Source organism: Streptomyces sp. SID14436 (assembly GCF_010548465.1).
In the GTDB taxonomy this organism is placed as follows: domain Bacteria; phylum Actinomycetota; class Actinomycetes; order Streptomycetales; family Streptomycetaceae; genus Streptomyces.
Genome location: NZ_JAAGMD010000061.1, coordinates 1 through 2,623 on the forward strand (window position 1 = coordinate 1; position 2,623 = coordinate 2,623).

Below are 2,623 nucleotides of genomic sequence, written 5' to 3' on the forward strand. Positions count from 1 at the left end.
CGGTCCGCCCGCTGCTCGGCGCGCGGGTCGCGGACCTGGTCCGGCGGCATCCGGCCGCGGGGGCCGACGACCTGCTCGCCCTGCGCGCGGCGGACGAGGAGGCCCGCACCGCCTGCTTCGATCCCGGTGTCCTGGAGGACTGGCGCACGGTGCTGGAACTGCTGGCCGCGCGCGAGTCACGGCCCGCGGCGCCCGGCTGACGGTCCGTCGGGCCGCCGCCGGCTCACCACCTGCCGGGCGCGTAGTCCTTCAGGAAGACGCCGTACAGGTCCTCGCCGGCCTCGCCGCGCACGATGGGGTCGTAGACCCGGGCTGCGCCGTCGACCAGGTCGAGCGGGGCGTGGAACCCGGCCTCGGCCAGGCGCACCTTGTCGGGGTGCGGGCGCTCGTCGGTGATCCAGCCGGTGTCGACGGCCGTCATCAGGATGCGGTCCTGCTCGAACATCTCCTGGGCGCTGGTGCGGGTGAGCATGTTCAGCGCGGCCTTGGCCATGTTGGTGTGCGGGTGTCCGGCGCCCTTGTAGCCGCGGTCGAAGACGCCCTCCATGGCGGAGACGTTGACGATGTAGGTCCGCTTCGCCGGGGAGGCCGCCATCGCCGGGCGCAGCCGGCTGATCAGGATGAACGGTGCCGTGGAGTTGCACAGCTGCACTTCCAGCAGCTCGACCGGGGTGACCTCGTCCACGGTCTGCACCCAGCTGTTGGTGTCGTGCAGGTCCGGGACCAGGCCCCCGGCGTCGATCGCGGTGCCGGCCGCGATGCGGGCCGGGGAGGCCGAGCCGGAGACCAGGGCGAGACCGGTGACGTCCTGCGCGGTGAGCGCCCCGCCCCCGGCGACGGGCAGCTCGGCGACCGCGCCGGAGTTGAAGGAGCCGATCACCTCGGCGGCGGGCAGTTCCCCGGCGGGCAGCGGCGCGGACTCGGCGGTGACCAGCTCGCTGTAGGCCTGCGGCGAGCGGCGCACGGTCTGCGCCGCGTTGTTGATCAGGATGTCCAGCGGTCCGGCGGCGGCCACGGAGTCGGCGAGCGCGACGACCTGGGCCGGGTCGCGCAGGTCGATCCCGACGATCTTCAGCCGGTGGATCCACTCGTCGCTGTCGGGCTGCGCCTTGAAGCGTCGGACGGCGTCGTTGGGGAAGCGCGTGGTGATCGTCGTGTGGGCGCCGTCGCGCAGCAGCCGCAGCGCGATGTACATGCCGATCTTGGCGCGTCCGCCGGTGAGCAGGGCCCGCTTGCCGGTGAGGTCGGTGCGGGCGTCGCGCCGGGCGCGGTTGTCGTCCGCGCACTTCTGGCAGAGCTGGTGGTAGAAGTAGTCGACCTCGACGTAGCGGGTCTTGCAGACGTAGCAGGAGCGCGGGCGCTGGAGTATCCCCGCGATCTTGCCAGGCTCGACCCGGGAGGACGGCAGGATGCCCTCGGTCTCGTCGTCGATGCGCTCGGCGGAGCCGGTCGCGGTGGCCTCGGTGACCGCCTTGTCGTGGGCGGTCTTGGCGGCCCGGCGCTCCTGCCGGCGGCGCTGCTTGACCGTGCGGTAGATGTGCGAGGTGGCCCGGCGGACCAGCACCGCGTCGGGGTGGTCGACGTCGAGCCGGTCGAGTTCCTCCAGGACCGCGAGGCAGACGGCCAGCCGCTCGGGGTCGATACCGGGCCCGTGTTCCACCGCGTCCGCGGCCCGGGGGCCGTCCTCTGTCACCGTCATCGCCGCTGTCGTTTCCCGCTCTGCCTCGCGGCGCTCCGGTCGCGCCCGCTGTCGAACGGGGAATTTTACGGAGCGCCGCGCCGCAGACCAAACCCGCGCCGGTCAGGGATCGCAGACCGTGAGCAGTGTCTCCACCTCTTCCGACAGGGCGAGGGCCAGCCGGTCGAGGTCCGGGACGGCCGCGCCGTCGGCCACCAGCCCGTAGTGGACCCGGCCGCGGTAGGTGGAGACGGCGACCGCGAGGGAGTGGCCGGGGGCCAGTGGGGCGAGCGGGAAGACCGCGCCGAGCTGGTTGCCGCCCAGCTTCAGTCCGAAGCCGGGCAGCGGGACGCTGGTGACGAGCACGTCGAACCAGAGCCGGGCCGCCTGGCCGACGAAGGGGCCGCCGAGCCGGTGGCCGAGGGCCGGGACGTGGTCGGCGAGGAGGGCGACGGCGCCGGCGCCCCGGTGCGGGCCGGCGTCCTTGTTGCGGTCCATGGCGTCGCGCACGGTGGTGAGGCGGGCGAGCGGGTCGCGTTCGCCGACCGGGAGCCGCATCAGGTAGCCGGAGAGCCGGTTGCCCTGGGGGTGGGCGGTCCGGGGCCGGCGCCGGGAGACCGGGATGAGGGCGCGCGGCGCGATGCCCGCGCTGCCGTCCCCGCGTTCGTCCAGCCAGCGCCGCAGGGCTCCGGCGACGACGGCGATCAGGACGTCGTTGACGGTGCCGCCGACGCTCTTGCGGACCCGGTGGACGTCGTCGAGGTCGATGACCGTGCCGGCCGTGCGGCGGCTGCCGCTGGACTCGCAGGCCAGCGCGGGCGAGGAGCGCACGTCGAGCGTGGAGCGGGCGACCGCGGCGCCGATGTCGAGGGCGCGCCCGGCGTCGGAGAGGGCGCCGCGCACGAGGTCCGGCATGCGGCGCACGTCGGGGAGCAGTCCGCGCGC

At 74.5% G+C, this 2,623-nt stretch carries 2 protein-coding genes and 1 pseudogene; 1 reads left to right on the forward strand and 2 read right to left on the reverse strand.

What is annotated here, in order from left to right:
• A pseudogene (locus G3I53_RS02120) lies at window positions 1–200 on the forward strand (hypothetical protein); the annotation flags it as partial.
• Between the two features lie 23 nt (window positions 201–223).
• Here the strand turns inward: G3I53_RS02120 and G3I53_RS02125 are convergent.
• Together G3I53_RS02125 and G3I53_RS02130 are read right to left on the reverse strand one after the other, a co-directional pair.
• On the reverse strand, window positions 224–1,699 hold the full coding sequence (locus G3I53_RS02125) for an SDR family NAD(P)-dependent oxidoreductase (RefSeq protein WP_164333574.1): 1,476 nt from the start codon (window positions 1,697–1,699) through the stop codon (window positions 224–226).
• A gap of 102 nt (window positions 1,700–1,801) precedes the next feature.
• Window positions 1,802–2,623: WS/DGAT domain-containing protein (locus G3I53_RS02130; RefSeq protein ID WP_164437972.1), on the reverse strand; the 822-nt coding region annotated here is incomplete at its 5' end.